Raw genomic sequence first — 25,587 nt, forward strand, 5'->3', positions numbered from 1 at the left:
CCCTCAGCTGGTGGCCGAGGCCTCGTACAGGCCACGGCCGGAACGCTGGGCCCGGTCCGAGGAACGCAGCCGCTCGAGGGTGTTGCGCACCGAGTTCACATTGGTGCGGGTCTCGTCGCGGCCCAGGGCATCGTTGACCTCGGAGGCCCGCATGGGACGACCGGCCTTGCGCAGCGCGGCCAGCACGCTGTCGGCGAGCCCCGTGGAGCGCTCGGAGGTGGCGACCGTCTCCTTGGCGGCCTTCTCCGCCGGCTTCTCGGCGGCGGCGACCTTGGTGGCCTTGGCGGGCTTCGCGGTGGCCTTGGTGGTGGCCTTGGTAGTGGCCTTCACTGTGGCCTTGGTGGCCTTGGGAGCCTTCGCCACGGCCTTCGCGGCGGTCTTCTTGGCGGCGGCGGTCTTCTTGCCCGCCACCTTGGTGGCCCGTCCGGTGGCCGGCGCCTTGGCCGCCTTGCCCCTGCTGCGCTGACGGCCGATGGCCGCCTTGCGCGTGGCGGCGGAGGTACGGCCGGTGGAGGCCGTGTCCTCGGCGGTCTCCGGCTCGGTCTCGGCCGTGGCCTCGGTGGCCGGCTTCGCGGCCGGCCCGGCCGGGGTGGCCTCGGCCACGGGCTTCGCCACCGCCACCGGGGCGCCGTCCACGACCTGCTCCGACACCGTGGCGATGGAGAGCGTCTGCAGGCTGCTCAGGGCGGTGCTGACCGCCTCCAGCCGCTTGGTGACGGCCTCCAAATCACCCTTGAGTGCCTCCTGTTGCTTCTGCAGTTGGGGGAGCTCGGCCTCCAGTACCTCAATGGTCGAACCCACACTGCTGTCCGCGCTCAACGCGTTCACTTCACTTCGTCCCCTTTCTGGGCGTCTGCGCCCATCGCAGCTGTGATTATGCCTGCTGTTCAGACGGTGCGGTGCCCTGTGTGCCACTACGCAAAACAACCACACGCGTCTCAGCACCCCTTGAGAGGCCAACTTTCGGTGAAAACACACGCCTGTCACACCGCGACCGCACCGCCGATGTCATCCGGAAGGGTGGTGCCGCAAACGCGGTGACGACGTGTCAGGCCCCAGTTTTCGGGGTGGCTTCACACGGGTGGTAGAAACACCGTACCCGTCCCCGGAAACAGAGGTAGTCCCATGAAGCTGCGCTGCGCCGTGCTCGACGACTATCAGGACGTGGCGCTGTCGGCGGCCGACTGGTCCGGTGTGCTCGACGCGGTGGACGTGGTGCCGGTCCATGAGTACATCGCCGATGAGGACGCGGTGGCCGAGGCGATCGGGGACTGCGAGATCGTGGTCATCATGCGGGAGCGCACGCCCTTTCCCGCATCGCTGTTCGCCCGGCTGCCACGGCTGAGGCTGCTGGTGACCACGGGGATGCGCAACGCGTCGGTCGACCTGGAGGCCGCCGCCCGCCATGGCGTCACCGTGTGCGGCACGGGCGGCAGCTCGCAACCGACCACCGAGCTCACCTGGGCGCTGATCCTGGGGCTCGCCCGCCATGTGGTGCCGGAGAGCACGGCGCTGCGGGACGGCGGCTCATGGCAGAGCACCGTCGGCACCGATCTGTACGGCCGCCGTCTGGGGTTGCTGGGGCTGGGGCGGATCGGCGCCCAGGTGGCGCGGGTCGGCCGGGCCTTCGGTATGGAGGTGGCCGCCTGGAGCGAGAATCTGACGGCCGAGCGCGCGGAGGCGGACGGGGTGCGGCCGGCCGGTTCCAAGGAGGAGCTGTTGGAGACCAGCGACATCGTCTCGGTGCATCTGGTGCTCGGCGACCGCACCCGGGGGCTGCTGGGCGCGGCGGAACTGAGGCGGATGCGTCCCACGGCGCTTCTGGTGAACACCTCCCGCGCGGCGATCGTGGACCAGGCGGCGCTCGCGGAGGCGCTGCGGGACGGCTGGATCGCGGGCGCGGCGGTCGATGTGTTCGAACGGGAGCCGCTGCCGCCGGGCGATCCGTTCCGTACCCTGCCGAATCTGCTGGCCACCCCACACCTCGGCTATGTCACCCGAGGCAACTACGAGCGGTTCTACGGCGATGTGGTGGAGGACATCCGCGCCTACCTGGCGGGGGCGCCGATCCGTCGGCTGACCCCGCCCGCCTGACCGCCCGGAGAGGCGTCCTCCCGTTCCGGCACCCGCGGGTGGCAGGGCCGCGAGGTGCGTCAAGAGGGCCCGTTCCAGGGCGCGTTGGGCCCATCGGGGGCCCGGCCGCCCTCGTTCGAACATTCCACACCCAGCCACCGGTCGTCTTCCCGGGCTGAAAGCGACGCATGCCCTCCGCCCGGTGGACACTATTCCGTTTCGCCTTCGTCATACCGGACAGGCTGCCTGGCACGGACAACCCATCGGCCCGCACAACAGACCGGTGCCCGGTCCACCGACCCGGCACCGCGGACGGAGGGAACGTGGCTCACAGCACACCCGGAATGCCGGCAACCGACCGGGCACCGGCCGAACAGGGCGCCCTGCGGCGCGGCGGCGGCGGATCGGGGACACCGCCACCGACCCGGCGCGGCATGCTCTCGGTGGCCGCGGCGGCCGGGATCGGCCTGCTCGCCGGCTGCGGCGAGGAGTCGGCCGGTTCGCCCTCCGGAGCGGGCCCGCAAGGCTCCGGCAAGGCGGAGCGCTCCCCGTCCGCCACTCCATCAAAGAGTTCCCCCTCTCCCACCCCGAAGCCGCGGCCGGAACTGCCCCGGGGCGGCCGGGACCTGTCCCGCTACCGCCTGGTGGGCTACTGCGGACTGCCCGGGGCCGCCGCGCTCGGCCGGCTCGGCATCGGCGACCTCGACGACCAGGTACGCCAGATCGAGAAGACCGCCCGCGCCTACGCCGCGGACCGCGAACCGCAACCGGTGCTCGAACTCCTCGCGACGGTGGCCAACAGCAGCGCGGGCCCCGACGGCACCTACCGCTCGCGCACCTCCCCCGACACGATCCGCCGCTTCCACGACGCGGCCAAGCGCCATCGCGCCCTGCTGCTGCTGAACATCCAGCCGGGCCGGGCGTCGGTACTCGGCGAGGTCAAGGCGTTGCGCGAATGGCTGGTCCACCCCGATGTCGGCATAGCCCTGGACCCGGAGTGGGAGATGGGTCCGGGCGAGGTGCCGGGGGACACCTACGGCCACACCAGCGGCAAGGAGCTCACCGATGTGGCCCGCTATCTCTCCGGGATCATCGACGAACACGATCTGCCGCAGAAGCCGCTGGTCTTCCACCAGGTGGCCGTGTCCGTCGTCAGCGAACAGTCCGCGCTGCGCCCGCAGCCCGGTGTGGTGGTCATCAAGAGCGCGGACGGCATCGGATCGCCGGGGATGAAGCGGGACACCTGGCGGCAATTGGTCAAGGACCAGCCCGAGGGCGTGCGCACCGGCTTCAAGCTCTTCTACGAGGAGGACACCGAGGGGAGCCGGCTGATGACCCCGGAAGAGGTGCTGGCCCTGCGGCCACGCCCGGATTACGTCATGTTCGAGTGAGAGCGGCGGCGTGCGCCACCGACACGGCCGCCCCCGACCGGAAGGCGGTCGGGGGCGGCTGGGAGAGGGGCGCTCAGGGGCGTGGCGCCGTCTGCACGGTGAGTGGTTCATGGCTGGTGACGTCGCCGGAGCCGCGGCGGGTGAAGCGCATGGCGACACAGGCACCCACGTACAGCGCCGCCACGACCAGCAGCAGCGCCTGATAGCCCGTGAGCAGGGCCAGATACTCCAGGGTGCCGCCGAACAGGGAGCCCAGCAGGTTGGCGCCGAAGGCCGCCGTGGGGTCGGAGGTCGCCGCCAGCCGGTCGGAGAAGATGAGGTTGGCGCAGAAGATGGGGGCGAAGGCCAGTGCGATCGCGGCGGCCAGCCGAGGGGCGAAGGGCAGTCCCAGCACCAGATGGGACGGGATCAGCCAGGCGATCGCGAGGCTGGCGAAGAGCATCAGCTGCAGCACGAGCTGATTGACCCGGCGCAGCCTGCGCCGGACCTCCACCGCGCACAGCACGGCGACCAGCACCCCCGCGAAGACCATGGCGTTGACCAGCCACGTGGTGCCGAAGTAGAGGGCGAAGCCGATCACGTTCTTGGTCTCCAGCAGCATGAACGCCGCGCCGAGCAGGAACATGTCGACATAGCGGGCGGTGCGCCGCAGCCGGACCCCGGTCAGCCGTACCGACACCAGGGTCACCAGCAGGATCGCGCCCAGGACCCCGATGTAGAGGGTGGGGATGGTGCGGTGCAGCAGATACGGGAACGGATGGTCGTCACTGGCGGCCGAGGGCACCGGGCCCGAGGGGCGCCAGGCGGAGGCGGTGCAGGACTGGTTGCTCGAGGTGACACCGGCCACCAGGATGGCCGCCTTCTTGCCTCCGTAGTGGGTGATGCAGGGGGCGTGTCCGAAGACGGAGGTGAGCGTGGAGCCGAACCGGTCGATGAGCCAGTTCTGCCGGTAGTAGTTGTACATGGCGAACGCGCCGCCGGGGGCGAGGTGGCGGTGGGCCGCCTCGAATGCCTGCCGGGTGAACAGATAGCTCTCCAGGCGCAGGTTGCTGGCGCCCGAGACCAGGGTCAGGGAGTCCGGCAGGGCGAGGACGACCAGGTCGTAGCGGGTCTTGGTGCGTTCGAGGAAGGCCCGGCCGTCGTTGATGTGCACGTGCACCCGGGGGTTGGCGTAGGGCCGGGCCGGGTGCAGTGACGCACCGATCTCCTGCAGCCGGGGGTCGATCTCCACCGCGTCCACCCGCTGGGCGCCGTGGGCGAGCGCCATTGCCACGTCATTGCCGTTGCCGGCGCCGATGACCAGCACCCGGCGGTGGGAGTTCCTCGGGGTTTCGCGGTAGGGCTGCTCATACGGGGAGCCCGGGCGTCCCAGCACCTTCAGCGGGGCGATGGACTGGTGCGGTACACCATTGGCGGAGATCTTGTAGTCCCGGCTGCCGGAGGTCGGCCTGGTCACCTCGATCTTGTAGTACGGGGACCAGGAGATGCCGCTGGCCGCCGTCTCCAGCGCCAGGACGGCCACCATCAGGGCGAGCGGGACCGTATACCGGATGGTGTTGCGGCGGCCGCCGAGGGTCAGCAATGCCACCGCGGCGAGCACGCCCCACACCACCGACGGTGCGCGCAGCCAGGACAGCAGCGCGAAGGACACCGAGCCGGTGAGCGAGCCGAGCAGGTCGTAGCGGTAAGCCTCCAGCGAGGGCAGTTGACGGAACTGATCGGCCGTCATCTTCCCGATCGCCATCATGATCAGCGCGGTCAGTCCGAAGAGCACCGGCAGGGTCACCCACTGGGGCAGACCGGTGGTCTTCACGGCGGTGAAGTAGATGACCTCGCCGCTGGTCTGCCGCACCTGCACGGGGAACTCGCGCACCAAGACGACGAGAACGGCGAGCGGGACGGGCGCCCAGCGGGTGAGCCACTTCCCGCGGTCGGCGGGCATGAGGAATCCCAGGCCGATCCCGAGGAACGAGCCCAAGAGGATGAAGTTCGAGAAATAGCTCAGATGGACGATATTGGCGCCGGTCCACCGGATCAGCGCGAGCTCGACGAAGAGCATGGTGGCGCTGGCCAGCAGCAGCCTCGCGCGCACGTTTTGCGGTCCTGGGCTGTGCTCCATGCCGGCCACGCTGTCATCCGGGACGGGACAGGTCGAGCACCCACACGGCCCGTGCCGTCGGCCGGATGGCGGGCGTCCGGAGCAGCCGGAAGCGGCCCCGGCCACTCGCCTTCCGTCCGCGCGCCACCTCGCCACCTCTCCCCTATCGAGGTCATTCGCGCAGGTCAACCGCGTGGCATGGGGTGCGGTGCACCGGCCGCGCGGTGTGTGGTGGCCACGCCGCGGTACGTGGCCCTGGCCCGCTGCCCGGGTCACCGCCGTACGGCGTTCGGGTCATGGTCCGGGCGGTGTCCGTCACCTGCCCGGGCCAACGCCGGACGCCCGCGCGGAGGAGGCGGAAGGAATCCGCGGAGCGGGGCGGCGCCGCGAGCGCACGGTGAGAACCGTCGCCGCGGCCACGGTGGCGGCGAGTACGCCCCAGGAGATGAGGTCGCCCGTGGGGGAGTACGGGGTGGGCGAGCCATGGGTGGGAACGTCGGCGTACCAGATACCTGCCGAGGGTGCCGGCGCTCGGGCCGAGCAGCCGGTCGGCGACGTAGGGCAGACCATAGGCGACGCCGAAGGCCACATCCCCCAGGAGTGTGAGCCAGGTGATGGGTACGGCGAGTTCGGCCATCCACACCGCGGCCGACGACACCGTCACGGCGAACACCGCCGGCAGGGCCACGAGCGGGCGGGTGTGGCGCAGGAAGCGGAGGAGGAGCAGCGGCGCCGCCCATACCGCCAACGGCACGTCGAACCGGCCGCCGACGGACAGGAAGGACGCCATGGCGCCGCCCCACAGACACAGCCATGGGTGTCGAGCGGCGGCGGGCACCAACGGGCCGGGGGATTCGGACATCGGGCACTCCTGTGGCGCGGGTCGTGTCCGCACGGACCGGCCCGCATCGATGTGTACAATGCCCACATTGAATGATGGAGGTGTGGACACTGTCAACATCGACCGGCTCGGGCTACCACCACGGGGATCTCCGAGCGGCCCTGCTCGACTCCGCCCTCGCGCTCCTCGACACCGAGGGCCCGGGCGGGCTGTCGCTGCGCGCGGTCGCCCGGCATGCCGGGGTCTCCCCGAACGCTCCCTACCGCCACTACCGCGACAAAGAGGCACTGCTCGCCGCCCTCGCCACCCGGGGCTTCACGGAGCTGGGCGAACGCCTCGCCGCGGTCGTCCCCGGGGACGACCCCGGCGCGGAGCTCATCGCCATGGCGTGTACGGCGGTCGACTACGCGCTCGACCACCCGGGGGTGTACCGCCTCATGTTCGGGCAGCCCTGCAGCACTCACCCCGACGCCATCGCCGCCTCCGACGCGGCGATCGCCTTCGTGGCGGAACGCATCGCGGCCGTCGCGGAACCGGAGCGGCGCGAGGCGCTGCTGACCGGCACCTGGTCGCTCGTTCACGGGCTGAGCACACTTCTGCTCGACGAACGGCTCGGCACGCGGACGCGCGCCGAGGCCGGTGCCCTGGTGGAGACGGTCGTGCGCACCATGCTGGGCACCGGCCCCGAACGGCCGGACGGGTAATCCGGGGCCGGGTGAACACCGCTTCGGTCAGTGGTCGTTCACCCGATCGTTCACCCGGTCAGCCCCCCGCGGTGGCGAAGAAGGGCTTGCACACGGTGCCCACGTAGTCCGTGGCGATCTCCAGCACACGGCTGCCGTCCGCCGAGGGCAGCAGCGCCGAGCTGTAGTTGGGACACCAGTCGACCACCTTGGAGTCCACCCGCACCGGTGCGGGGATCGAACGCCACGCCCCGGTGCCACCGTTGCTGTTGGTCCACACGGTGGCACCGCTGCCGGCGGCGGTACTGCCGTCGGCGTTGTTCAGGACCTGGCCGATGAGGAACAGCTTGCCCCGGGGGTTGCCGGCCTCGGGGGCCCAGGCGAGGTTCGGTGTATGGGTGAAGTACTTGCCGTCGGCGGTTTCGGGACGGTAGCCGAGGTGAGCGGGGTCGCCCCAGTTCCAGCCGTCCTGCGAGGTCCGGTAGTGGACCACGCATGAGTACTGCCCCTGGGCGGCGCAGATCTCGTACGCCATGAAGTACTGGCCGTCGGGGAGCTTGCGCACGATGGGCATACCGGGCCGGTCGGAGGCGAGCCTGCTGGCGACGGTGGCGTGGTGCCCCTCCCAGGTGATCCCGTCCGCGCTGCGGGCGGCGATCAGCTTCTGGCTGTGGGCGGGGTCGGTCTCGTCCGAGTAGTGGGCCACCAGGCGCCCACTGGAATCGAGGGAGAACTCCGGCTCCCACAGCCCCCTGGTGCTGGGGGCGGTGGCCACGGTCGACAGATAGGACCAGGTACGGCCCTGGTCATTGCTGCGGAAGACGCGGATGGCCATCCGGCGGTCCGGCTCGTCCTGGCCGATGGAGGCGGACCACAGCAGGGTCCCGGCCGGCATGTCGCCGACCGCCTGCGGCAGTTCGTACAAGGTGGCGCAGCATTCGCCCTGGCCGCCCGACGCCTCGGGGTCGGCCACCTCGCCCACCTGGCGGAAGGTGGCGCCGTCGTCGGTGCTCTCGTAGATGGCGCCGATCCCGTCCGAGCCGCGGAAGGTGACCACCGAAGCGAGGACGCGGCCGTTGGCGGCGCCGTTGTGCGCGAGCCGCAGGGCGCGGGGGTAGAGGCCGGTGCCGTCGCGCAGCAGGGTGCCGGAGGCGGCCGCGGCCGGAGGCGCCTGGACGGCCAGGAGCGAGCCCAGGACGGTCAGGAGAGCCAGCAGAGTGGGCAGGAGGTGTCTTCGGTACAGCGTGGTCATGCACGCTCCCTCGGGAGGAGTGGTGGAGGGGGAAGAGCGGCCCGGGCCGTGCGTGGCGCAACGTTAAAGAGAATTTCCAACGTTGTAAATCCCTCGCGCACGCTTCCGCGAGGGCCGAGCGGGGCCTGACGAGAGCCAAGCCGGGCCGAGGTCGGCACGCGCTTCCGCCCCGTTACGCCGCGGCGTAACGGGGCGGAAGGGGTGGCCGGGGCAGGCGGGTCAGTGCTCCTGGGCGGTGGGGCGCACCATGATCTCGTTGACAGCGGCATGCGCGGGCTGGACGACCATGAAGGCGATCGCGCGGGCGATGTCCTCGGGGCGCAGCCAGGACTCGCGCGCCATGCCGCGTGCGACGGAGGCCGTCCTGTTGCCGGCCGTCATCTCGGTGACGGTCATGCCCGGCTCGACCAGCCCCACCCGGACTCCGCGGGCGGTCACCTCCTGGCGCATGGCCTCGCTGAAGGCGCCCACCGCGTGTTTGGTGGCCGAGTAGACGCTGTTGCCGGGCCGCGCCACCCGGCCGCCCACCGAGCTGACGTTCACCAGGTCCGCCACCCCGCGCGGGCCGTCGGACGCCGTCCGCAGCAGATGCGGCAGCGCCTGCCGGGAGGTCTGCAGTACGGCCTCGACGTTGAGGTCGATCATCCGCTCCCATGTCTCGGGGTCGCTCTCCTCGACCGTGCCGGTGGCCACATAGCCGGCGTTGTTCACCAGCACATCGAGTCGTCCGCACTGCTCCGCCGCGTCCTCGACGCACTGACGGGCCTGGGCCGCGCTCCGCAGATCGGCGGTGAGGACGGCGCAGGAGCGGCCCTCCTCCCGGAGGGTGGCGGCCAGGTCCTCCAGCCGATCGGTGCGCCGGGCCACCAGTGCGAGATCGGCTCCCTGCCGGGCCAGCGCCAGAGCGGTGGCCGCGCCGATGCCGCTGGACGCGCCGGTCACCAGCGCCGCGCAGCCCGACAGCGGGCCGTCGGGGGGCGCGGCGTTTCCGGTCTGCCGGTCGTTCCCGGTGTTCATGTCCGTCACCCTGGCTCCCTGGTCTCGCGGGGGTGGGGAGGCCACGGGGCCGCGTGGCCCGGGCCGTACGTCGGGTACCCCGGTGGAGTCCGCCCATCGCCTCGCGTTCCTCCCCTTTCATGCCTCCTTTCTGACCAGCGGGAGGGGCCGGGGGGACGGACCAGGGGCGCCTCAGGGGCGAAGTCGGGCCCGTCCACCCAGCTCTCCTGCACCAGTACGGCCTTCAGCCCCGGCTTCGCCGCCACCGCGGCGACCTGCTCGCGGGTCTTGTTGCCGCCGAAGGCCAGTCCGCTGTTGCAGGCCTCGCGCTTGGCCCAGACGCGCGCCCCGCCCAGACGCTCACTCAGCCGGTCCAGGGGGTGGACCGGGCGGGACCGAACAGCAGGAGATGGCGCTCGAAGTCATCGAGGGACATGGGCGACTCCTTATGGGTGGTGCCGGATGCCGCATGGGTGGTGCCGGATGTCCGCCGGTCCCTACCCCGCCGCTCCCCGCCGGCACACGAGCCAGAACCTCCCCAATGCCTCCCCTTCTGCACACGACCGGCGTATGCCTGTAGGCCGTTGGAGTCCCGCTGCTGTCCAGCCTGAGCACCCTGCCGCCGGGTCGCGGAGACGATCTGTTCCTGAGCCCTCATACCGCTGCCGCCGCGACGGCGCTCGACCGCCGAGTGCACCCCGTCCGCCCCACTCGCTCAGGGAGCCGAGTTCATGCCCCAGTACTTCCGCGACTCGCCCGAGTCTCTCGTTCCCGACGCGCTCGCGGGCTTCGCCGCCGCCCATGCCGATCTCGTCGCCTACCACCCCGACCACGGATACTTCCGCACCCGCCACTGCGCACCCACCCGCCGCGTCGGGCTGGTCTCGGGAGGCGGTTCCGGCCATGAACCCCTGCACTCCGGCTTCCTCGGTACGGGGATGCTGGACGCCTCCTGCCCCGGGCGGATCTTCGCCTCGCCCCACAACCGGCAGATCTTCGAGGCCAGCCGGGCCGTCGCCCGGCCCGATGGCGTGCTGCACATCGTCAAGAACTACACCGGTGACCGCATCAACTTCAGCATCGCCGCCGAGCGCCTTGCCCACGAGGGCATCCGCTGTGCGCGGGTCCTCATCGACGACGACATCGCCAGCGACTCCGATGACATCGCGGTCGGCCGACGCGGCACCGGCGCCACCCTGATCATCGAGAAGATCCTCGGCGCCGCCGCAGACGAGGGGCGCGGCCTGGAGGACCTGATCGCCCTCGGCACGGATGTGACCCGGCGGGCCCGCAGCCTCGCCGTCGCCTCGGCCGCCCACAACACGCCGGCCTCCGGGGCACCGGCCTTCGGCCTGCCCGACAACGTCCTGGAGTTCGGGGTCGGCATCCACGGCGAGCGGGCCGAGGGGACCACCCCGCACGCACCGCTCGGCAAGCTGATCGAGACCATGACGGACCAGCTGCTGGCCGCGCTGCCCGACACCGCCGGGACACGGGTGCTCGCCCTGATCAACGGGCTGGGCTCGATCACCTCGCTGGAGCTGTACGGCATCCGCCACGCCGTCGCCAAGGCCCTCGACGACCGCGGTGTCGGCCTCGACCGGTCCCTGACCGGCACCTTCGTAAGCGCCCTGGACATGCGGGGCTTCTCGCTGACCCTGTTCGCCACCGACGCGGAGGCGCTGCGGCTGTGGGACGCCCCCGCCCACACCCCCGCCTGGCCCCTGTGACCCCGTCCGGCCCCATCGGCCCGCCACTGACCCCGCCACCGCCCCGAGGAGTTGCCCCGCTCATGTCCGACCAGCTCGGCCCGAAGGGCCTTACGCACGCCGCCGTCATGGACTGGCTGACGCGGTTCGCCGCCACCGTACGCTCCGTGGAACCCGAGCTCACCGCGCTCGACCAGAAGGCGGGCGACGGGGACTTCGGTGGCAACCTGGTCACCGGGATGGACGGTGTCCGCCGTGCGCTGGACGCCCTGGCGGCGGGCGGGGGGAACGGCGAGAGAAGCCGGAGAGGCCCGGACGCGCCGCTCGACGCCGCCGCGCGGGTCTTCCTCGACGATGTCGGCGGCACCAGCGGTCCCCTGTTCGGGCTGCTCTTCCAGGAGCTCGCCGACGCGCTGGGGATGGCCGCCGACCCGCCCGGAACCGCCGCGCTGGCCCTGGGCACCGCCGCGGGGACGGCCGCGATCCAGCGGGTCGGCGAGGCCGAGGTGGGCGACAAGACGATGGTGGACGCCCTCGTCCCCGCCGCACGGGTCCTCGCCTCCTGTGAACCCACCGGCGACCCCGCGTACGCGCTCCATGTGGCCGCGGTGGCGGCCCATCGGGGCGCCCGGTCCACGACCGATCTGCGTGCCCGGCGCGGGCGTGCCAGCTATACCGGCGACCACGCCCGTGGCGTCCCGGACCCGGGCGCCCTGACCGTCGCTTTGCTGTTCGCCTCCGCAGACGCCGAGCTGACCTCGCTGAGCCGGCTCCCCGTGTCCTGAGGGGAAGGCCGGGTTCATGAGGGGATCCCCGCACGCGCCGCCCGCCGGTGAACGCCGCGGCCGGGCCGCACGTACTGGGATCCGAGTCCTGGGCCCGCATGGGACGGGCAGAGCGGGGCAGACGACCAGGATTCGACTGTCGGCTCGATCGAAGGGATCCGGGAGTAGCTGTGCAGCAGGAGACCGACACCCGTGTGACCACACCCTCGGCCGTCGTCCCACGACCGCGCGAGGGCGGCGCGTCGGGCGGCCGGACGCGCGACCCGTACTTCGACAACGCGAAGTACCTCACCATCGTGCTGGTGGCGTGTGGCCACGCATGGGAGCCACTCACCTACGGCAGCCGGGCGGCCACCGCGATCTACCTGCTGGTGTACGCGTTCCACATGCCCGCGTTCGCCCTCATATCGGGCTACTTCTCGCGGAGTTTCGATATGGCGCCGGGCCGGGTGAAACGGCTGCTCACGGGTGTCGTCGTGCCGTATGTGGTCTTCGAGGTCGCGTACACGCTCTTCTACCGCTGGGCACAGGACGATCCGGACTATCCGATCAGCCTGCTCGACCCCTGGTATGTGATGTGGTTCCTGGCCGCGCTGTTCATCTGGCGGATCACCACCCCGCTGTGGCTCGCGCTGCGCCACCCGGTGCCGGTCGCGCTGGCGGTGGCCGCGCTGGCCTCCATCTCGCCCGAGGCCGGTGGGGATCTCGGCCTGCAGCGGGTGCTGGCGTTCCTGCCGTTCTTCGTGGTCGGACTCACCCTGCGACCGGACCACTTCACCCGGCTGCGGACCCGGCGGACCCGGCTGATCGCCCTTCCGGTGGCGGCCTTCGCCCTGTGCACGGCGTACGCGGTGGCGCCCTGGCTGGACGCGGAGTGGTTCTACCACCGCAAGAGCGTGGCGGCGCTGGACGGCGTACCGTCCTGGGCCGGTCTGCTCACCACACCCGCCCTCTTCGGTCTGGCGCTGGTGCTGACGGCCTGCTTCCTGGCCTGGGTGCCGGGGCGCCGGACCTGGTTCACCGCGCTCGGTTCGGGCACGCTGTACGGCTATCTGCTGCACGGCTTCATCATCAAGTCGTCCCGATTCTGGGGCTGGTACGACCATCCGTGGCTGCACACCCCGCTCGGGGAGCTCGCCGTCACCGCGGCCGCGGTGCTCATGATCACCGTGCTGTGCACGGGACCGGTGCGACGGGTCCTGCGCTCGCTGCTGGAGCCGCGCATGGACTGGGCGTTCCGGCGCACCGGTTCCTGAGAGCGGGCCGGTTCCCGAGGCGGGCCGGTTCCCGAGGCGGGCCGGTTCCCGAGGCGGGCCGGTTCCCGAGTGGGCCGCGGGGCCGCCGTCAGCGGCGGCGGACCTTGAGGGTGTTGTCGGTGCGGGTGGCCGGCTGTCCGTCGGGAGCGGTCATGTTCTCCACATGGACATCGCTGACGAGGACGTCCCACTCCCCGTCCGCGAGGTCGAGCCCGGTGAGCACCTCCTCGGGCGTGGGGAAGTGGAACTCCGGACCGGGGTCCGGCGCCCAGGACGGGAATGCGGCGTGTCCGGTGATCAGCAGCACTCCGCCCGGTGCGACGGCCGCCGCCGCGGTGCGCAGGATCTGGTCCCGGGGCAGTTCCAGCCGGGAGTGGAAGAAGTAGGCGGAGACAAGATCGAAGGTGCCGGCCGGGAAGGACTCGGACAGGTCGTGTCGCTGCCACTCGATGTGGTCGCCGACACCTTCGGACGCCGCGTGTCCGGCGGCGCGGTCCAACGCGACCTGTGAGACGTCGACGGCGGTGACCCGCCAGCCCTGCCGGGCGAGCCAGATCGCGTCGCCGCCCTCACCGCAGCCGAGGTCCAGCGCGCTGCCAGGGGTCAGCCCGGCGGTCTCGCGCACCAGAGCGGCGTTGGGCTTGCCGCTCCAGACGCGGTCCTCGGCGCTGTAGAAGGTGTCCCAGAACTCCTCGGGCGAGGTGTCGGGCGAGATGGTGTGCGGGTCGGTGGTCATGTCAGATGCGCTCCCTTCGTTCCGGACAAGACAGTGCACACGGCCGCGGCCACTTGACAAACTTCTTTGCCGGGGTAGCAAATGAAAGGTATGGCTGACGAAGACCTCACCGAGGTACTGACCGCCGTGGGACCCCGGCTACGGGCGTTGCGGCGCACCCGTGGCACCACACTGGCCCAGCTCAGCGAGACGACCGGGATCTCGCTGAGCACCCTGTCGCGACTGGAGTCGGGGCAGCGCAAGCCGACCCTGGAGCTGATGCTGCCGCTGGCCAAGGCGTACGGAGTGCAGCTGGACGAGCTGGTGGGGGCGCCCGCCACCGGGGATCCCCGGGTCCATCCGCGGCCGTTCACCCGGCAGGGCCAGACGTTCGTTCCACTGACCCGCTATCTGGGCGGACTGCACGCCTACAAGCAGATCATGCCGCCCCGGCCGCAGGGCGAGCGCGATGAGCCGCTGGAGCAGCGGGTGCACGAGGGCTATGAGTGGCTCTATGTGCTCTCGGGGCGGCTACGGCTGGCGCTGGGCGAGCACGACCTGGTGCTCACGTCCGGTGAGGCCGCCGAATTCGACACCCGTACGCCCCATGGCTTCGCCAACGCGGGGGACCAGCCGGTGGAGTTCCTCTCCCTGTTCGGGGCGCAGGGCGAGCGCATCCACGTCCGCGCCCGCCCTGCCGGTACCTGACCCGCCCCGTATCGCGCCGGGGGCGTTCACCCCGAGGGCTCGTCCGGGACGGGCCGCTCGGGGTGCACGCTTCCGGTCCGCGGCTTCCCCTGCCGTCCCGTGCCGGACTCGTCCGTCTCGGGGACGTCGTCCCCGAGATCCGGCTCCTGGCCGGCGCCCGCCACGTCCAGGTGGTCGGGGCCGTCCTGCGCCTGCTGATCGGGGAGGTCCCTGGGGATCCCGCCCCGGTCCACGCGCTCCTCTCGATCCTCCGGTCGCCGGTCGTCGCTCACGATGCCGCTCCTTTCGTCAATTCGTCGATGGAGGGGGCACAGCAGGGGCGATTACCCGCGAGCGTCGGCGGAATGCATGGTCAGCGCCGATGGGATGCGGCCAGGTTTACGCCACGTGTCCGCGCGGGCGGCTACTCCCCCGGCTCCAGCACATACAGTTCCGGCAGGTTGACCACGATGGCCTCCTGGGTGCTGCGGGCGATGACCACCACCGCCTCGTCGTCGGGGTCCGGGTTCTCCTCCCGGTGCGGCACAAACGGCGGAACGAAGATGTAGTCGCCCGGGCGGGTGCGCAGCCGGACCTCCTCGACATGTCCGTTCCGCTCCTCGGCGAAGACGAACTCGGGGTGGCCCCGCACCACGAAGATGGCCGTCTCGGACTCGCCGTGGTGGTGGTTGGCGGAGGCGGTGTCCGGCGCCACATGGGTCTGGCCCATCCAGAGCCGCTCGGAGCCCACCGACTGACCGCTGATCGCGGCGAACCGCCGCATGCCCTCGGTCTGGGCGGTGCCGGGGTCGACGTCCTCGGTGCGGATGTGGTGCAGACGCATCCGCAACGGACTGTCGGGGGCGGTGGCCGTCAGATCCTTCAGATGCGGATGGAACGCGTCGTGCTGTTGCGCGGGGTCGCCGCCGGGCGTCGTCATGACACCGACCGTAGAAAGCCCGGGTAATGGATGTCAACAGGTGTCCTTTCTCCCACCAGGCACAACACCATGAAATCCACGCTGCATAATGGCCGTATGCAGATCTCGGCGAAGGCGGACTACGCGGTCCGGGCGCTGGCGGAGCTGGCCGCGGACGCGGGCAGGCCACTCACCTGTGAGGCGATAGCGACCTCCCAGGGCATCCCCTTCCGGTTCCTCAAGGCGGTCTTCCGCGATCTGCGCCAGGCCGGTCTGGTGCGCAGTCAGCGCGGCTGCGAGGGTGGCTACTGGCTCGCCCGCGACCCCGCTGAGATAACCCTCGCGGACATCGTGCTCGCCGTGGACGGGGCGTTCCTGACGCTGCGCGGTGAGCGGCTGGACGGCCTCGGCTACCACGGCCCGGCGGCCGGACTGCCCGGGGTGTGGCGCGGGATGGAGGACCATGTGCGCCAGGTGCTGACCGCCACCGCCCTGAGCGATCTGGTCCGCGAGCGGCTGGCCGCATGACGTCCGCGAGCCCGGACCGGGCCCGGAGCACCGGGGCGGACGGCGGCGGGGCCGTCGAGATCGTGGAGTACACCGATCCGGCCTGCCCGTGGGCGTGGGGTTCCGAGCCCGCGTTCCGCCACCTGCGGGCCCTCACCGCGGGGCGGGCCCGCTGGCGCCGGGTGTTCGGCATCCTCTTCGACGACGGCGACGATCCGGCACCGGACCCCGCCGCCGAGACCGCCTGGTACAGCCGCTATATCGCCGATATCGCCCGCCATGCGCGGGCGCCCTACGCTCATCGGCTGCGATGGGTGGCGGCCACCAGCCGGCCGGCCTCGCTCGCCTCGAAGGCGGCCGAGCGGCAGGGCGCGATCGCCGCGGAGCGGGTGCTGCGGCGGCTGCGCGAGACCACGTTCGTCCTGGGCACTCCGGCCGATACGGCGGAGCGGGTGCTCGACGCCCTGGCGGGGCTCGACGGTGTCGATGTGGGGCGGCTGGGCGCGGAGATGGGCGAGCCGTCGGTGGTGGCGGCCATTCGGCAGGACCACGCCGAGGCCCGCGACCCGATCCCGGAGGCGTATGCCTTCCACGCCCCGGGGCCGCATGGCACGGGCGTCAAGGAAACCGACGACGGGGTGCGCTACGCGCTGCCCACGCTGGTGTTCTCCGGCCCCGGCGGGCGCTTGGCCGCACCGGGGTGGCGGAGCATGGCCGAGTACACGGCGGCGCTGCGCACGGTGGCTCCCGGTCATCTCTGGCAGGCGGCCCTCATCGGCGCCGAGGAGGCCCTGGCGGAGTACCGCAGCCTGACCGGGCCCGACCTGTCACTGCTGACGGGCCGGACCACTCCCCCGCCCACGGCCGTACGGGTGGAGACGGCGGGCGGGCCGCTGTGGCTGCACCCTGACGAGGCCGCCGCCCATCCAGCGCTCGCCGCCTCGTCAGGGCTGAAAAGCCCCAGGTCGTAGCCGTCTTACCCCATGAGACACCTAAAGGTGTCCATTGACTTCGCCGCCCCTCGCCCCGCACCATGGGCACATGCTGACGACGCACCCCGGTGTGGTGTGCCGATACGTGGACTTCCGGCGCACCGCCAGCGCCATCTGTCGCTGATCGCCCCCTTTCGCCGACGCGATTCGCCGACGCGATCTGCCACGTCCCGAGCGCCTCGCCCCGCTCGTTCCCTTCGCTTTCCTCCCCGGGCCCCACCGCCTCCGGCCTTCATGACCGCTGCCCGTCCGCGTGTCCTCGCTGTCGTGTGCGGACGTGTGCGGCCGTGTGCTCACGCCCGTCCGGGGGCAGTTGACACCACGAAAGGCGACGTCCCGTCATGACCTCCGCCGCCCCGCCACTTCCCGTCCGCCGTCCGCCCGATCCACCACCGCGCCCCGCTCCGGACCGGCGCTCCGTGCTCGGGCTCGCCCTGGTGGCGGGTGGCTCCCTGCTGCTTTCCGCCTGCGGCGGGGTGGCGACGACCGGGGCGGGCGGCGGGGGCGAGACCCTGCGCTGGGGCTGGGATCTGCCCTCCAGCTGGGACCCGGTGTTCTCGTCCAAGGGCTGGGATGTCCACCTGCTGTCGCTCGTCTACTCCGGGCTGACCCAACTCGACGCCAAGGGCGGCGCCAAGCCCGCGCTCGCCTCCTCCTGGCGCTACTCCCACGACGGCCGGCGCCTCACCTTCACCCTCCGCCGGGGCCTGCGGTTCGCCGACGGCACCCCGGTGAACGCCGAGGCCGTCAAGAAGAGCGTCGAGCGCGGCAAGCACCACCCCAAGTCCCTGATCGCCTCCCAACTGACCAGCATCGACACGGTACGGGCCCCCGACGCCCACACCGTGGTCCTCGAACTCACCGAGGCCGACTACCAGTTGCCCGCACTCCTGGCCGGGAAGACCGGCATGGTGGTCAGCCCCACCGCGTTCGGGAAGGACGAGGCGCGGCTGGCCACCAGGCCGGTCGGCCACGGCCCGTTCCGGCTGGTGTCCTACACCCAGAACTCGATGGCGAGCCTGCGCCGCGACCCCGGCTACTGGAACGCCGACCACATCGCCGTCGAACGCTTCGAGGCGTACCCGAAGCCCGATGAGACCACGGCGCTCGCCGCGCTCCAGTCCGGGCGGCTCAATGTGGCCCAGATCCCGTTCAGCCAGGTCGAGGCGGCGCGTGAGGCCGGTTTCACGGTGCAGCTCATCCCGTCGATGGTGGTGCGCGTCCTGGATGTGAACACCGCCATGAAGCCCTTCGACGACCCCGCCGTCCTCAAGGCCCTGAAGTACGCGGTGGACCGCCAAGCCCTGCTGGACAGCGAGCAGTTCGGCCATGGCGAGGTGGACCACCAGCCCTTCCCGCCCGGCTATACGGGCTTCGACCCGGCGCTCGGCGCGGTGTACCGGCACGACCCGGAGCGGGCACGCGCGCTGCTGCGGGAGGCCGGATACCACGACGGCGTCGAGGTGACCATCACCACCGCCCAGCCGCAGGGCGCTCCCGAGCAGTTGCAGGCGCAGCTCAACCGGGCCGGGTTCCGGGCCCGGATCGAGGTCATCCCCGAGGCGCGGGCGTCCCAGGTGGTGTACGTCCAGCACTCCCGCGCCCTGTACCTCGACCAGTTCGCCGGGCGGGAGTCACCGGTGCAGGCGATGCAGGTGCTCTTCGGCGCGGAGGGGCTGATGAACCCCTCCCGCCGTACGACGCCCGAACTGGACGCGGCCGTGGCCGCGGTGCGCCGCACCCCGCTGGAGTCGCCGCGCTACCCGGAGGTGCTGCGGGCGGCCACCGCGGTGGCGGTGCGCACGATGCCGAATGTGTTCCTCTACACGGTGCCGCGCGCCCTCGCCCGTACGTCCTCCGTCTCCGCCATCCCCTCGCTCCCGGTGGTGCAGCGGTTCGAGGGGGTGACGGCCGGATGACCGCGCTCGCTCCGCGCCTCGCGGACACCCGGCGGAAGCCCGTACGGGCGGCCCGTCTCCCGCGCTCGCTCGGCCGCGTCCTCGCCACGGCGGGCACGGTGTTCCTGTTGTCCTCCGCGCTCACCTTCGGTCTCGGCGCGCTCTCCGGGGCCAATCCGGCGGCGGCGGTGCTCGGCGAGACGGCGACCCCCGCCGATATCGCCCGGATGAACCATCAGTTCGGCCTCGACCGGCCGCTGTGGGAGCAGTACGTGTCGTGGCTGGGGCATGCCTTCACCGGGGACCTGGGCCGCTCGTGGTTCACCACGGTCCCGGTGGCCGACAGCATCCGGCAGGCGATGCCGGTGGATCTGTCCATCGCCGGGCTCGCGCTGCTGATGGCCGTGGTGCTGGGCGGAGCCGCCGGTGTCGCCGCCGCGCTCCGGGCCGGCGGACGGCTGGACCGCGCCGTCACCGCGCTGTGCGCGCTGCTCGGCACCCTGCCCGGTTTCGTCGTGGCCATCGCGCTGGTCACGGTGTTCTCGCTGAAGCTGGGGTGGCTGCCGTCCGGTGGCTATGTGCCGCTGGACATGGACCCCGCGCAGTGGCTGCGGTACACCGTGATGCCCGCGCTCGCGCTGAGCCTGGAGGCCGCTGCCGCCATCGCCCGTCAACTGCGCACCTCGCTGGTGGGGACGTTGCGGGAGAACTATGTGACGGGTGCGGTGATGCGCGGACTGCCCGCCCGGCGCGTGGTGTTCGGCCATGCCCTGCGCAACGCCGCGGGACCGGCGCTGACGGCGCTCGGGATGAGCGTGCCGATGCTGCTCGGCGGTGCGGTGGTCACCCAGCAGATCTTCGCGCTGCCCGGTCTCGCCCAGCTCACCCTGCAGTCGGCGGAACAGCACGACATTCCGGTGATCCAGGGGACGCTGCTGGTGACCATCGCGGTGGTCCTGGTCGTCAACGTGGCCGTCAACGCGGCGTTGCTCGCGCTGAATCCGGCCGCCCGGCGCCGGGAGGTGACGCGCCGATGAGGACGTTGCGACGGGCATGGGGACATCCGTCCGCCAAGGTGGCGCTGCTGGTGCTGCTGGCCATCGTGCTGCTTGCGGCGTTCGGCGGCCGGCTCGCGCCGCATGATCCGCTGGCCCAGCACCCCAGGAACATGCTGCGCGGCCCCGGCCCCGGCCATCTTCTGGGCACCGACTATCTGGGCCGCGATGTGCTCAGCCGGCTGCTGGAGGGCAGTGGCCGCTCGGTGGCGGGCGCCGTGGAGGCGGTGGCCGCCGCGATGGCGGTGGGCGTGCCGACCGGACTGGCCTCGCTGTGGATGGGGCGCGTGGGCGAGTGGATCGCGCAGCGCGTGGTCGACGCGCTGATGACGCTGCCGTTCACCGTGTTCGCCATCGCGGTCGTGGGCGCGCTGGGCAACGGGATGCACCAGGCCATGCTGGCGCTCGGGGTGCTCTACGCCCCGCTGTTCTTCCGGATGACCCGCGCCGCCGCGCTGAGCCTGCGGCACGCCCAGTACGTGGAGTCGGCCGAGCTGTTCGGCGCCTCGGTCGGGCGGGTGCTGCGAACCCACATCTGGAGCAAGGTCCTGCCGACGGTGATCGTCACCGCCGCCCACGCGCTGGCCACCTGTCTGCTGGTGGTCTCCTCGCTGACCTTCCTCGGGGTCGGTGTGCAGCCTCCCGCCGCCACCTGGGGCGGCATGCTCGCCACCGACCTGGGCTTCCTCACCCAGCAGATCTGGGCACCGGTGTTCCCGGCCGCGCTGATCGTCGTCACCGCCGGTGCGCTCAACCTGCTGGCCGATGCCGTACGGGACGCCGGGGCGGACGAGTTGCTGCCCGGCGGTGCGCCGGAGACGGCCACCGGCTCCCTGGGCGCCACTGCCGAATCCCCCGACACCACCAAGGAGCAGGCCGATGCCGCACTCCCCGCCGCCTGACCCCGCCACGCCCGGCGGCCCCGGCGCCCTGGGCCGACGACCCGCCGCGCTGGCGGTCGAGGGGCTCGGCGTCACCGTCGCGTCCGGACGGCTGACGGCCGTACGCGATGTGTCGTTCACCGTGGGCCGCGGTGAGGCCGTCGGCCTGGTCGGCGAATCCGGCAGCGGCAAGACCCTCATCTGCCGGTCGGTGCTCGGACTGCTGCCGCCGGGCTGCGCGGTGTCCGAGGGCGAGATCGCCCTGTCCGGTGAGGCGCTGACCGGGCTGTCGCGCCGGGAGTGGGACCGGGTACGCGGCACTCGGGTGGGCGCCGTCTTCCAGGACCCCGCCTCGTATCTCAACCCCGCGCTGACCGTGGGGCGTCAGCTGACCGAGGTGCTGCGGGTGAAGCTGGGGCTGGACCGCGCGCGGGCCGGTGAGCGGGCCGTCGAGCTGTTCGCCGCCGTCGGATTGCACGACCCCGCCGACGTCGCCCGGCGCCATCCGTACGAGCTGTCCGGCGGGATGCTGCAGCGTGTGCTGATCGCCGTCGCGGTGGCCTGCGCCCCGGATCTGCTGGTGGCCGACGAGGCGACCACCGCGCTGGATGTGGTGGTCCAGGCGGAGGTCCTGGAGCTGCTGGCCCGGATGCGCGCCGAGCAGGATCTGGCGCTGCTGCTGGTCAGCCACGATCTGGCGGTGATCGCCGAGGTGTGCGACCGCATTCTGGTGGCGTACGCCGGGGAGCTGGTCGAGGACGGCCCGGCCGAGCGGGTGCTGAACGACCCCCTGCATCCGTACACCGAGGCGCTGTTGCGCGTGGCCACGGTCGGCGACTGGGAACGGCGCGAGCTGGAGGTGATCCCCGGCGCGCCGCCCGAGGTGGGCGCGCGGCTGCCGGGCTGCCGGTTCGCCGACCGCTGCCCGTTCGCCGCGCCCGAGTGCCTCAGCGGTCCGGTGCCGCTGCGCGAGACGGCCGACGGGCGGCGGGTGCGGTGTGTCCGCGGCGAGGAGATCGAACGGTCGCGGGCCGGTGCGCGCGGCGCCCGGGAGGTGGCGGCATGAGCGGGCTGCTGGAGATCTCCGGCCTGACCGTGGCCTTCGGCCGGCGGGACGCGCGGCCGGTGCTGGACGGTGTGGAGCTGTCCGTGGGCGAGGGGGAGATCGTCGGGGTCATCGGGGAGACCGGCTCCGGCAAGACCACGCTGGCCCGTACGGCCGTGGGCCTGGTCCCTCCGCGCTCGGGCCGGGTGGTCTTCGACGGGCGCGAGGTCTCCGGGCTGCGAGGGCGCGCGCTGCGGGCGTTCCGCCGTTCGGGGCGGCTGAGTTACGCGTTCCAGGATCCGCTGCGGGCCCTGGATCCGGAGCTGACGGTCCGGCGGGCGGTGGCCGAGCCACTCGCCGTCGCGGGGGATCTCGGCGACACGGAGATCGCCGCACGGGTGGACGAGGCGCTGGAGACGGTGGGCCTGGACCCGGCGCGCCTCGGCGATCGGCTGCCGGGCGCGATCTCCGGCGGTCAGCGCCAGCGGGTGCTGCTCGCGCGGGCGATCGTCACCCGGCCCCGGCTGCTGATCGCCGATGAGCCGGTGAGCGCCCTGGACGCCTCCAACCGCAACCGGGTGCTGCGGCTGCTGGAGCGGCTGCGCACCGAGCGCGGGATGGCCGTCGTCGTCATCTCGCACGACCTCAGCTCGCTGGCGGGCATCGCCGACCGGGTGGCGGTGCTGTACCGCGGCCGGGTGGTGGAACAGGGGCCCGTACGGGAGGTGTTCAGCCGGCCGCTGCATCCGTACACCGCGCTGCTGATCGCTTCCGCGCCGAGCGTACGCGCCGGGGGCGGGCCGGGCGCGGCGGCGCTGCGCCCGGCGGCGGAACCGCCCGCCTGGACGGCGCGGGAGGGCTGTGTCTTCGGCCACCGCTGCCCGTTCGTCATCGGCTCCTGCCGCACCGCGCCCGCGCCGGCCCCGGTGGGCCAGGGGCGCACCGCCGCCTGCCACCGGGTGCCCCAGTGGCGTGAGCTGGTGGCCGGGGCGGCTCCCCCGGTCACCGCGAAAGGGCCGCCGGAGCTGGTGGCGGCCGCCGGAGAAACAGACAAGGAAGCCGGGCGGTGACCATCCCCCGGCCACTTCCCGCCCCTCGGAGAAAGGCTGACGATGTCCGTCGAGTTCATCGGAATGATCGGCACCCATGAGGTGTCCGAGATCCACCCGGCCCGTGGCCCCGTCGTGGACGCCGAGTACACCCTGCGGTTCGCCCGCGCCCATGAGGACGCGGGCTTCGACCGGGTGCTGATCGGCTATGGCTCCGCCACCCCGGACGGCGCCCAGGTGGCCGCGTATGTCGCCGCGCGCACCGAGCGGCTCGGGCTGCTGGTGGCCCATCGGCCCGGCTTCGTGGCGCCCACCCTGGCCGCCCGTACGTTCGCCACCCTCGACCAGTTCTCCGGCGGGCGGGTGGCCGTGCACATCATCAGCGGCGGGCGCGACGCCGAGCAGCGGCGGGACGGCGACTATCTGGGCAAGGACGACCGTTACGCCCGCACCGATGAGTATCTGGAGATCCTGAAGCGGGCGTGGACGGATGAGGAGCCGTTCGGACACGACGGCCGCTTCTACCGCTTCGAGGACTTCCACGCCGAGGTCCGCCCCCATCAACGGCCGCGCATCCCGCTGTACTTCGGGGGCTCCTCCGAGGCGGCGTACGCCGTGGGCGGCAGGCACGCGGACACCTTCGCGCTGTGGGGCGAGCCGCTGGCCGAGACGGCGGAGCAGATCGCCTCCGTGCACCGGGCCGCCAAGGCCGCGGGCCGGACCGAGCCGCCGGGTATCAGCGTGTCCTTCCGGCCCATCCTCGGCGCGACCGAGGAACAGGCGTGGGAGCGGGCGCACCGGATCCTCGACACCATCAGGGCCCATGGTCCGGCGGGCTCCTTCACCTCCTCCCGGTGGGGCCGCGAGGCACTCGGCTCACCCACGACCGGGGGCACCGACCCGCAGAACGTCGGTTCCCAGCGGCTGCTGGCCGCCGCCGCCCGGGGTGAGCTCCACGACCGGGCGCTGTGGACGGCGACCGCGGCCGCCACCGGGGCCGCCGGGAACTCCACGGCGCTGGTCGGCACCCCGGAGACGGTCGCGAAGGCGCTGCTGGACTACGTGGACATCGGCGTCACGACCCTGCTGATCCGCGGTTACGACCCGCTGGACGACGCCGTCGGCTACGGCCGTGAGCTGCTGCCGCTGGTCCGCCAGGAGCTGGCCCACCGGGCCGGTGCGGGCGCCGCGTAAAGATCTCCTCAATCTCTCTGAACACAACTCGTGCGCCGCCCGTATCCACTGCCGGGTCGTGCTCGTCGCGGATGAGCGGATCCCGTAACCCCCCAACAGGAGGTCATGAGTTGAGCCATAAACGCGTACCCAAGCGAAAGATCGTGTTCGCGGGGGCCGGGGCCGCCGCCGTCGCGGCGGCCGCGATACTGCTGCCCAACGCCAACGCCTCACAGGACGACAAGACCGAGGCCGCCCAGCCCAAGAAGGTGGACGCCGCCTCGGCGGCGGACATCGCGGCGCGGCTCGCGTCACAGCTGGGCGAGGCGTTCGGCGGGGCCTACTACGACAAGGACAAGCAGCAGGTCATCGTCAATGTCGTCGGCGACAACAACAATGTGAACGTCGAGGTCAAGAGCGCCGGCGCGGTGGCCAGAAGCGTCGACAACAGCACCAAGGCGCTGCAGACCGCCGCGAAGACGCTCAAGACCAAGGCCACCATCCCGGGCACCGCCTGGTCGGTGGATCCCAAGACCAATGAGCTGCGGGTCACGGCTGACTCCACCGTCACCGGGGCGAAGTGGGACACCCTCGAGTCCACCGTGAAATCGCTGGGCGACGGCATGGCCACCCTCAAGAAGTCCACGGGCGAGTTCAAGCCCTTCGTCGCGGGCGGCGACGCCATCTTCGGCGGCGGCGCGCGCTGCTCGCTGGGCTTCAACGTCACCACGGACAGCGGCGCCCCGGCGTTCCTCACCGCCGGCCACTGCGGCGTCGCCGCCGAGCAGTGGTCGGACTCCCAGAACGGCGCGCCGATCGGCACCGTGCAGGACGCCACCTTCCCCGGTGACGGTGACTTCGCGCTGGTCACCTATGACGACACCAATACCGAGGCCCCGTCGACGGTGAACACCGGCGACCAGAACGTGGACATCGTCGGGGCCGCCGAGGCCGCGGTGGGCCAGCAGGTGCAGCGCATGGGCAGCACCACCGGGCTCAACGACGGCTCGGTCACCGGTCTGGACGCGACGGTCAACTACCCCGAGGGCACGGTCAGCGGGCTCATCCAGACCGATGTCTGCGCGGAGCCCGGCGACAGCGGCGGCCCGCTGTTCAGCGCGGACGGCAACGCCATCGGCCTGACCTCCGGCGGCAGCGGTGACTGCACCTCCGGCGGTGAGACCTTCTTCCAGCCGGTGACCACCGCGCTGGAGGCGGTCGGTGCGCAGATCGGGGACGGCGGCGCGGCCGGAGGCGGCGGCGCGGCGGACGGCGGCGCCGATGACGGCGGGGCCGCCGGGGACGGCGCGGGCGCGGACGGCGCCGGTGGGGCTGCCGAGAACGGCTGACCCCACGCGACCCGGGGTGTCCCGCGCCGTCACCGCGGGACACCCCGGGAGCCACGATGGGGCCGGGCGGCCCCGGGAGCGGCGACAGGCCGGATAGCCCCCGGAGCCGCTTGGCCGGGGCGCCCCCGGGAGCGGCGACAGGCCGGGGACCTCGGAGCGGCGACAGGCCGGAGCGCCCCCGAAAGCCCCACCCGCCCGGACGGCTCCCCGGGAGCCACTGACGGCCGCGCGGC

Annotated in this window: 24 protein-coding genes and 1 pseudogene; 16 read left to right on the forward strand and 9 right to left on the reverse strand. The window is 72.2% G+C overall.

Annotated elements, in window-relative coordinates; genetic code table 11:
* Positions 1-3 precede the first annotated feature (3 nt).
* Positions 4-828: a prephenate dehydrogenase gene (locus CGL27_RS03605; RefSeq protein ID WP_119984465.1), complete on the reverse strand. Its 825-nt coding sequence runs from the start codon at positions 826-828 to the stop codon at positions 4-6.
* A 297-nt stretch (positions 829-1,125) separates the two neighbouring features.
* Between CGL27_RS03605 and CGL27_RS03610 the strand changes: the two genes are divergently transcribed.
* Both CGL27_RS03610 and CGL27_RS03615 read left to right on the forward strand, forming a co-directional pair.
* Positions 1,126-2,094 (forward strand): D-2-hydroxyacid dehydrogenase family protein, encoded by a 969-nt coding sequence (locus CGL27_RS03610; RefSeq protein ID WP_119984467.1) that lies wholly within the window; start codon positions 1,126-1,128, stop codon positions 2,092-2,094.
* A gap of 302 nt (positions 2,095-2,396) precedes the next feature.
* Complete coding sequence (locus CGL27_RS03615) at positions 2,397-3,464, forward strand: hypothetical protein (protein ID WP_119984469.1); 1,068 nt, start codon at positions 2,397-2,399, stop codon at positions 3,462-3,464.
* Between the two features lie 73 nt (positions 3,465-3,537).
* On the opposite strand, the gene CGL27_RS03620 is transcribed toward CGL27_RS03615, so the two are convergent.
* Both CGL27_RS03620 and CGL27_RS03625 read right to left on the reverse strand, forming a co-directional pair.
* Positions 3,538-5,556, reverse strand: coding sequence for a spermidine synthase (locus tag CGL27_RS03620; protein WP_240450337.1), 2,019 nt, complete (start codon positions 5,554-5,556; stop codon positions 3,538-3,540).
* 178 nt (positions 5,557-5,734) lie between these two features.
* Positions 5,735-6,424 carry a hypothetical protein gene (locus tag CGL27_RS03625; protein ID WP_119984471.1) on the reverse strand — a complete coding sequence of 230 codons (690 nt, stop codon included), beginning with the start codon at positions 6,422-6,424 and terminating at the stop codon, positions 5,735-5,737.
* 80 nt (positions 6,425-6,504) lie between these two features.
* Between CGL27_RS03625 and CGL27_RS03630 the strand changes: the two genes are divergently transcribed.
* Positions 6,505-7,107 (forward strand): TetR/AcrR family transcriptional regulator, encoded by a 603-nt coding sequence (locus CGL27_RS03630; RefSeq protein ID WP_162952861.1) that lies wholly within the window; start codon positions 6,505-6,507, stop codon positions 7,105-7,107.
* A 58-nt stretch (positions 7,108-7,165) separates the two neighbouring features.
* On the opposite strand, the gene CGL27_RS03635 is transcribed toward CGL27_RS03630, so the two are convergent.
* The 3 genes and pseudogenes from CGL27_RS03635 to CGL27_RS51455 form a co-directional block, all read right to left on the reverse strand.
* Positions 7,166-8,338 carry a sialidase family protein gene (locus CGL27_RS03635; protein ID WP_119984475.1) on the reverse strand — a complete coding sequence of 391 codons (1,173 nt, stop codon included), beginning with the start codon at positions 8,336-8,338 and terminating at the stop codon, positions 7,166-7,168.
* 219 nt (positions 8,339-8,557) lie between these two features.
* Positions 8,558-9,355, reverse strand: coding sequence for an SDR family NAD(P)-dependent oxidoreductase (locus tag CGL27_RS03640; protein ID WP_119994227.1), 798 nt, complete (start codon positions 9,353-9,355; stop codon positions 8,558-8,560).
* Between the two features lie 182 nt (positions 9,356-9,537).
* Positions 9,538-9,770 (reverse strand): annotated as a pseudogene (locus tag CGL27_RS51455) (aminocyclopropane-1-carboxylate deaminase/D-cysteine desulfhydrase family protein); the annotation flags it as partial.
* A 295-nt stretch (positions 9,771-10,065) separates the two neighbouring features.
* Between CGL27_RS51455 and CGL27_RS03650 the strand changes: the two are divergent.
* The 3 genes from CGL27_RS03650 to CGL27_RS03660 all read left to right on the forward strand — a co-directional run bounded on the left by CGL27_RS03650 (position 10,066) and on the right by CGL27_RS03660 (position 13,084).
* The gene (locus CGL27_RS03650) at positions 10,066-11,064 is read left to right on the forward strand and encodes a dihydroxyacetone kinase subunit DhaK (RefSeq protein WP_119984477.1); all 999 of its coding nucleotides are present in this window, start codon (positions 10,066-10,068) and stop codon (positions 11,062-11,064) included.
* A 62-nt stretch (positions 11,065-11,126) separates the two neighbouring features.
* Positions 11,127-11,828: a DAK2 domain-containing protein gene (locus CGL27_RS03655; RefSeq protein WP_119984479.1), complete on the forward strand. Its 702-nt coding sequence runs from the start codon at positions 11,127-11,129 to the stop codon at positions 11,826-11,828.
* Positions 11,829-12,022: 194 nt separating this feature from the next.
* Positions 12,023-13,084 carry an acyltransferase family protein gene (locus CGL27_RS03660; protein ID WP_162952862.1) on the forward strand — a complete coding sequence of 354 codons (1,062 nt, stop codon included), beginning with the start codon at positions 12,023-12,025 and terminating at the stop codon, positions 13,082-13,084.
* A gap of 88 nt (positions 13,085-13,172) precedes the next feature.
* Here the strand turns inward: CGL27_RS03660 and CGL27_RS03665 are convergent, their stop codons facing one another.
* Positions 13,173-13,820: a class I SAM-dependent methyltransferase gene (locus CGL27_RS03665; RefSeq protein WP_205587615.1), complete on the reverse strand. Its 648-nt coding sequence runs from the start codon at positions 13,818-13,820 to the stop codon at positions 13,173-13,175.
* A 90-nt stretch (positions 13,821-13,910) separates the two neighbouring features.
* Between CGL27_RS03665 and CGL27_RS03670 the strand changes: the two genes are divergently transcribed.
* Positions 13,911-14,507: an XRE family transcriptional regulator gene (locus tag CGL27_RS03670; RefSeq protein ID WP_119984483.1), complete on the forward strand. Its 597-nt coding sequence runs from the start codon at positions 13,911-13,913 to the stop codon at positions 14,505-14,507.
* A gap of 26 nt (positions 14,508-14,533) precedes the next feature.
* On the opposite strand, the gene CGL27_RS03675 is transcribed toward CGL27_RS03670, so the two are convergent.
* Complete coding sequence (locus CGL27_RS03675) at positions 14,534-14,779, reverse strand: hypothetical protein (RefSeq protein ID WP_119984484.1); 246 nt, start codon at positions 14,777-14,779, stop codon at positions 14,534-14,536.
* A gap of 131 nt (positions 14,780-14,910) precedes the next feature.
* Positions 14,911-15,426 carry a cupin domain-containing protein gene (locus CGL27_RS03680; RefSeq protein ID WP_078638439.1) on the reverse strand — a complete coding sequence of 172 codons (516 nt, stop codon included), beginning with the start codon at positions 15,424-15,426 and terminating at the stop codon, positions 14,911-14,913.
* Positions 15,427-15,522: 96 nt separating this feature from the next.
* Between CGL27_RS03680 and CGL27_RS03685 the strand changes: the two genes are divergently transcribed.
* The 9 genes from CGL27_RS03685 (at position 15,523) to CGL27_RS03725 (ending at position 25,354) form a co-directional block, all read left to right on the forward strand.
* Positions 15,523-15,933: an Rrf2 family transcriptional regulator gene (locus CGL27_RS03685; RefSeq protein WP_119984486.1), complete on the forward strand. Its 411-nt coding sequence runs from the start codon at positions 15,523-15,525 to the stop codon at positions 15,931-15,933.
* The gene (locus CGL27_RS03690; protein WP_119984488.1) at positions 15,930-16,883 is read left to right on the forward strand and encodes a DsbA family protein; all 954 of its coding nucleotides are present in this window, start codon (positions 15,930-15,932) and stop codon (positions 16,881-16,883) included. The genes CGL27_RS03685 and CGL27_RS03690 overlap by 4 nt, the downstream gene beginning before the upstream one ends.
* Positions 16,884-17,245: 362 nt before the next feature.
* A complete protein-coding gene (locus tag CGL27_RS03695; protein WP_119984491.1) occupies positions 17,246-18,823 on the forward strand; it encodes an ABC transporter substrate-binding protein in 1,578 nt (525 codons plus the stop codon).
* The gene (locus CGL27_RS03700; protein ID WP_119984493.1) at positions 18,820-19,839 is read left to right on the forward strand and encodes an ABC transporter permease; all 1,020 of its coding nucleotides are present in this window, start codon (positions 18,820-18,822) and stop codon (positions 19,837-19,839) included. The genes CGL27_RS03695 and CGL27_RS03700 overlap by 4 nt, the downstream gene beginning before the upstream one ends.
* Positions 19,836-20,759 carry an ABC transporter permease gene (locus tag CGL27_RS03705; RefSeq protein ID WP_119984495.1) on the forward strand — a complete coding sequence of 308 codons (924 nt, stop codon included), beginning with the start codon at positions 19,836-19,838 and terminating at the stop codon, positions 20,757-20,759. The genes CGL27_RS03700 and CGL27_RS03705 overlap by 4 nt, the downstream gene beginning before the upstream one ends.
* The gene (locus CGL27_RS03710) at positions 20,737-21,804 is read left to right on the forward strand and encodes an ABC transporter ATP-binding protein (protein ID WP_119984497.1); all 1,068 of its coding nucleotides are present in this window, start codon (positions 20,737-20,739) and stop codon (positions 21,802-21,804) included. The genes CGL27_RS03705 and CGL27_RS03710 overlap by 23 nt, the downstream gene beginning before the upstream one ends.
* On the forward strand, positions 21,801-22,853 hold the full coding sequence (locus tag CGL27_RS03715) for an ABC transporter ATP-binding protein (RefSeq protein ID WP_119984499.1): 1,053 nt from the start codon (positions 21,801-21,803) through the stop codon (positions 22,851-22,853). The genes CGL27_RS03710 and CGL27_RS03715 overlap by 4 nt, the downstream gene beginning before the upstream one ends.
* A 42-nt stretch (positions 22,854-22,895) precedes the next feature.
* The gene (locus CGL27_RS03720; protein ID WP_119984501.1) at positions 22,896-24,026 is read left to right on the forward strand and encodes an LLM class flavin-dependent oxidoreductase; all 1,131 of its coding nucleotides are present in this window, start codon (positions 22,896-22,898) and stop codon (positions 24,024-24,026) included.
* Positions 24,027-24,136: 110 nt separating this feature from the next.
* Positions 24,137-25,354 carry a S1 family peptidase gene (locus CGL27_RS03725; RefSeq protein WP_119984502.1) on the forward strand — a complete coding sequence of 406 codons (1,218 nt, stop codon included), beginning with the start codon at positions 24,137-24,139 and terminating at the stop codon, positions 25,352-25,354.
* Positions 25,355-25,587: the final 233 nt, after the last annotated feature.

It is taken from the genome of Streptomyces sp. 11-1-2 (genome assembly GCF_003595545.1).
GTDB classification, from domain to species: Bacteria; Actinomycetota; Actinomycetes; order Streptomycetales; family Streptomycetaceae; genus Streptomyces; species Streptomyces hygroscopicus_B.